At 66.3% G+C, this 5,676-nt stretch carries 5 protein-coding genes; all 5 read right to left on the reverse strand.

Annotated features, from left to right (window positions below; genetic code table 11):
* On the reverse strand, window positions 1-1,045 hold a 1,045-nt coding region (locus AN233_RS16175), incomplete at its 3' end, for a glycine-rich protein (protein WP_141654120.1).
* A complete protein-coding gene (locus tag AN233_RS03135; protein ID WP_125919963.1) occupies window positions 1,046-2,020 on the reverse strand; it encodes a hypothetical protein in 975 nt (324 codons plus the stop codon). It lies immediately after the preceding gene.
* A gap of 245 nt (window positions 2,021-2,265) precedes the next feature.
* Window positions 2,266-4,572 (reverse strand): phage tail tape measure protein, encoded by a 2,307-nt coding sequence (locus AN233_RS03140; protein ID WP_245625984.1) that lies wholly within the window; start codon window positions 4,570-4,572, stop codon window positions 2,266-2,268.
* 181 nt (window positions 4,573-4,753) lie between these two features.
* Window positions 4,754-5,020 (reverse strand): hypothetical protein, encoded by a 267-nt coding sequence (locus AN233_RS17115; RefSeq protein ID WP_058365401.1) that lies wholly within the window; start codon window positions 5,018-5,020, stop codon window positions 4,754-4,756.
* Window positions 5,021-5,123: 103 nt separating this feature from the next.
* Window positions 5,124-5,676, reverse strand: a 553-nt coding sequence (locus AN233_RS03150) for a hypothetical protein (RefSeq protein ID WP_245625986.1), incomplete at its 5' end; no start/stop codon positions are given.

The raw sequence follows: 5,676 nt of genomic DNA on the forward strand, positions 1-5,676 counted from the left end.
CCCCGAGTTCATCTTCAACACCAGTATCCAGCACGACCGGATCCGCCTTCGTTGACGCAGTGCCGGTGTACGTCCAGTCACTGCTTCCCGCCGAGTTTTCCGCACGGACGCGGAACTGGTGCGTGTCTACGGAGGGCGTGGCGGTGTACGTATATGAGGTGACGTTCTCACCGGGAGACGCGACTTCCGTATAACTCCCGCCGTCCTCGCTCACCTCGAGTCGGTAGTTGGCCTCGCGGTCTACGTCGTCCCACGTTACCTCTATCTCCTCGGCCGAGACGATGGTCTGGGAGGCGCTGGCCGGAGCTGACGGCGGGGAAAGGGTTTCAATCTCAATGTAACCATCCCCGCGGTTGCCGCCGCCTCTGTTCGTTGAAGCGTCGCTGACTCCGTCGATGTACCCAGAACCGCCAGCACCGTTGATCGCACCCGTATTACCGTTGTCGTCGGTCGTTCCACCGCCACCGCCACCGCCGTACCATCCACCACCGGCGCCGCTCCCGATGCCTTCCGAGTTTTCGTTCCCGGCTCCACCGCTGGAGAACGAGCCACTCCCGCCGCCTCCGCCTCCGGAACCACCGCTGGTCTGAGTACCCCCTTCTGCGACTGCGTTTCGGAAGTCGTCCCCTGAGCTTTCGCCTGTCAACCCGCCCCCTTGGCCGGGGGACAGACTGAAGTCGTTTTTCGCCCCTGTGGACCTGGCGCCACCAGCCCCACCAGCGACGATCACCCGGTCGCCGCGGGCGTTCCCACCATATCTAACGTCGCTCGAACCGCCCCCTCCACCAACCTCGCTGCTCGGCGGGGCACCACCGTCGGGCCACCCGGAGCTTCCGTAGTCGCCCGCTCCACCGACGTAGACGTACAGCGTATCACCCGGGTTGACGGCGAGTGTTCCCTCGGAGTATCCGCCGTCCGCGCCGTCGGAACTGCCTGCGTTGGACCCGGAACCAGCACCCCAACACCGTATGCGAACAGCATTCACTCCGCTCGGGACCGTGTACGTCTGCTGCCCGCCCGTGTAGTTGAACGTCTCCGTGGCCATCTACAGGCGCACCTCCTCTCTCGCGACCAGCTGCTGCGGGCTCTGCCTGACGTCCCCGAACGCGTCGACGATCGACTCACTCGCGATCGGGTCCAGGTGCGTCTCGAGATCCGTCGGGATCGGGTCGGTCGCACTCCCGGTGAGTGTGATGAGCGCGTCCTCGCGACCGCGGTCGAGCGCGACGTCGACCGCGTAGATGTCGCCCTCGCGGTCGCCCGCGACGGCCTCGAACTCCAGCTGCGCGGCGACGCGGGCGGGGCTCGTCGCGACGACGTCCAGGTCGAGCGGCCGCCACTCCGTGTCCATCGTCGACGGATCCGGAAGGCCGACCGCGACCCAGTCGCCGTCGCCACCGGCCGCGGAGGCGTCCCAGCGCTCCGCCGTGAGCGTGCCCGTGCCGTCGACGGCCTCCGGCTCGCTGATGGTCAGCCGAAGGATGCCGTTCTCCACGACCGCGTCGCCGTCGAAGACGTGCGCGGAGTCGAACACCTGCGCCCAGACGAACGCCCCGTCCGCGTTGACGCGGTCGGACTCGCCGTACGTGTCGAACACGGCCGCGTCGACGTCGCCCTGCTGCGCGTACGGCAGGTCGTACAGGTAGACCGGCTCGTCGAACGGGAGCGCGGTCGCGTCGTAGAGGTCGACGTCGCCGAGCTCCGCCGTGACGGTGGACGTCGGCATCAGCGAGAGCTCGCGCTGCTCGGGCTCGGCGGTCGCGTCGACGGCCCGCACGCGCTGGGCGTCCGCGGGGAGCCCGACGAGGGGCGTCGTGTCGTTGCCGAACGGGTGGTCGACGTCCTCCGTGGGGCGCGTGGTAACGCCCAACCAGTGATAGTTCCGTGTGCCTGCGCGTTCGAGGCTGAGCGTGAGCTCCTCTTTGGCGTCCGTGTCCGATGGCGACTCCCCTGGAGGTTCGACAACCCCGGGATCACGACTCGTCGAGCTGATGACGTAGTAGCCATCGAACCCAGCCATACTGATGCCCGAAACCGGATGCACGCCCATCCGCGGGTTGTTTCCGAGCTCTTCCAGCTCCAACGCCCTCCAGGTCGCCCGCCGGTCTCCCTCGAGCACGACGTCGATGTCGAAGTTGAGGGCTCCGACCCCTGTCGAACTGACCGACGTCGGACCGTTAAGCACGGTTTGTGTCGAGGTTTCGTGACCGCCAGAACGGGGCGCGGACGAGAATGACCGGTGTCCGAGCTCGAATGTGTAAATCTTCATCTGATCCTCCCTTGTGCCGCCTCACGGAACTGCGCCTCCGCGATACCCTCGATGAACTGCTCCAGCCCTCGCTGGTCGGTCTCGAGGCGCGTTTCAAGTCGCATGCCGTCCAGCACTTCCCGGAGTGCGGTTTTGAACTCCGATGCAGAGAGCCCGGTCGAGCCCGAACTTGCACCACTCCCGCCGCCTCCGCTGCTCATCGATGTTCCGCTCCCGCCGGTGGCTGCGGTCGCGGCTGCTCCTGCGGTGCCACCGCCGCCGAACCGCTGCTGGAGCGCAGCGAACTCTGACTCGGAGACGCCGAGGCGCTCCGCTGTTGCGCCCCCCTTACTGGACGCGACCGCCTTGAACAGGTCCTCGTTGATCTCAGTCGGTGCGTCCTCGATCTCGCCGGGGTCGGAGACGTATCCGTCCACGCCCTCCTCGAGCGCGGCTCGGATCTCGGGCGTCATCTCGCCCTTAATCGGGCCGTCACCTATCTCGTCTTCGACGCCCGCCACCGCACCCTGGGCCATCTCCGAGCCAACGGCCTCGCCGTCGGTGTAGGGGTCGCTACTCCCCGAGATGAGTTCGGCGCTGCTTCCGTCGCTGTCCTCGGCCGCGCTTTTCGCCCCGTCGGAGGCCGCCTTTCCGGCCTCCTCACCGGTTTCCTGCGCCTTCTCCTCCGCGGGCTTCGGCGGGAAGAGCTTGTCCGCAACCTCCTCGCCGTCGACGCCAGGGATCCGGTCGATGAGGTCCTGGAGCTCCTGGGGGATCTCCGTGATCCGTTTCACGAGCCAGTTGACGCCGGACACGACGCGGTCGACTTGCTTGTCCATCGCGTCGCCGAAGCCGCCGATGTTCTTCTGGTACGCCAGAACCGCCCAGCCGATCGGCCCCATCAGGCCGAGGAACGCCGCCTTCACCAGGTCGAGGTTGTTCAGAACCAGATCCTTCGCCTCTTGCGTCCGGTTCTGTATCCCGAGGAAGTTCGTCTCCCACGCCTTGTACATCCAGCCGACCGGGCCGAGCGCGGCCAGCAGCGCGTTCTTGAGAAGCCCGAGGTTGTTTCTCACAACGCCGACCGCGTCCATTGTTGTGCCGCGGATGCCCATGAAGTCGGTCGCGAACGCTGCCCCCAGCAGCCCCACCGCCGCGACGATCGCGAGGATCGGCGCTGTCACCGGTGCGGAGGCTGCTGAGACCATCGCGAACCCGGACGCCATCGCGGGAAGCATCGTCAGCAGCGTGCCACCAGCCAGCAGGAGCGGTCCTGCGGCAGCCGCCAGAGCCCCCATACCGATGACGACCTTCTGCTGGGTGTCTGAGAGATCTGCGAAGTAACTCCCGGCCTGGCTGACGTATCCCGACAGCGTCGACAGCATCGGCAGGACGTTCGCGCCGATCGCGACGCCGGCGTCCTCGAGGTTCGACTTCATCACCTGGAGTTCGGCGTTGAGCGTGTCCCGCTGCGTCTCCGCCATGTTCTGCGTCGCGCCCTCCATCTCCTTGATGTTGGACGTGTTCTCGCGGATTGCGTCACCACCCTCTCGGATGAGTGCGGCCGCGGCGGGGCCGGCTTCGCGACCGAACAGCTGTGCAGCGTCACTCGCGTCTAGGCTCGACTGCTCGATCTGCCGGATGATGTCCGCGAGCGAGCGCATGTTACCTCCCGAGTCCTGGAGGCTCACGCCCGCCGCCTGGAGCTGCTTCGCCGCCGTCGAGGACGTGTCGGAGAGCTGTGCGAGGATCGCGTTCACACCGGTCCCCGCACGCTCAGCTTGGATACCGACGTCACCGAGCATCCCGACTGCCGCCGCCGTCTCCTCGAGGGAGACGCCGAGGCTGGCCGCGGTCGGCGCCGCCTTGCTCATTGCCGAGGACATCCCCTCCATCGTCTGGTTGTGGGAGGACACCGTCGCAGTGAGGACGTCCGTCACTTCGGCCATGTTCTCGGCCTCGTAGCCGAACGCGGACATCACGTTCGTCGCGACGTCCGTCGCCTGCGCCATGTCCAACTGCCCGGCCTCCGCGAACGCGGCGACCTGCGGCATCGCCTCCATCGCCTGGGCCGCGTCGAGACCGGCACTGGCGAGGAAGTAGTAGGAGTCGGCCGCCTGCTGGTGCGACATCGTCGTCGACGTCGCGACCTCACGAGCCGTCTCCTCGAGGTCCTCGCGCATCGAGTCCGAGACGTCGCCCATGACTGCGATGGACTTCTGCATCGCCCGGTCGAAGTTGGCCGACTGACGGGTCGCGGCGGCCCCCATCGCGACCAGGGGTGCGGTGATCCCCGCAGTCATCGCGGCGCCTGCGCGTTGCATCGACTTTCCGGCGGTCTGCATCCGCCCGGAGAGCGAGTCGATCTCCTGTTCAGCGGTATCGACGCCTTCAGAGACGCCAGATGCGTCTACCCGAATGGCGCCTGTGAGTGTACTGAAAGCCATTATGAATGCTGCTGCTCGTGCCTTTCGGCGGTGTGGTTGAGGACGGAAGTGTGGAGGACTACTCGCCGTCTGATGCCTCGAGATCGGCCGCGACGTGAGGACCGTTTCGGTAGACCCAGATCCCCCACCCGATCCCACCGATCATCATCGGGACCCCGATGATCGCCGTGATGATGAGGATCGAGAGGGCTGCCCCCAGCATAGTCACGATAAGGGGCCCCGTGTAGGCCTGCTTGAAACCGCTATGATCGCAGTGGGGGCACGTCTTTGCCTCGATCGAGATCTCCTCGCGGCATTCTGAGCAGGGGGCAGTGTTCTGGGTCATCTGGTGAACGCCTCTTGTCGTTCATTCAGACGAACCATCCAAAACGTTTGCTCCCAGTCGGCCATCCCGAAGAACTCCCGCGGCCCGATGTCGTAGACCTCCTTCAGCTGTCCGAGTCGCCGTCCGACATGATGCTCTGCAACGCGGCGAGCTTCTGCTGTTGCTCCTCCGCCGCCCCTTCGGTCGAAAAATCGTCGAACACCTCACCGATGGTGTCGTCATCCCGGAAGATGGCGGTCCAGACGTCGGGGTCGCGGAACGACTCGTCGACGGCGTGCGCCGACAGCACCTTCCGCATCAGCTCCGTCCCCTCCAGGGCGTCATCGTAGAGCGCCTCGAGGTCGACGTCGTTGGACTGCAGACCGCGGATGGTCTCGAGCCGGCGCTGCTCGACCTCCGCGAGCAGCTTGGCGCCGTTCTTGAGGCGCTGTGCGAGCTCGCGGTCCTCGAAGTCGCCCAGGTCGGCGTTCGTTCCAACGGGACGGTAGAACTCGATCTCCGTGCCGTGGCGTTCGACGGAGAATGTGTCTCGGTAGCGGTTGAGGAACAGCTCCCGGGCGGCGCCGTAGACCTCCACAGCCTCCTCTTCCCGCTCCTGTTGTTCGCGGGCGCGTTCGTCGACGTAGTCGCGGGCGGCGTCGGCGTTCTCGAAGCGG

Origin of the sequence: Haloparvum sedimenti (assembly GCF_001462205.1) — an archaeon.
GTDB classification, from domain to species: Archaea; Halobacteriota; Halobacteria; order Halobacteriales; family Haloferacaceae; genus Haloparvum; species Haloparvum sedimenti.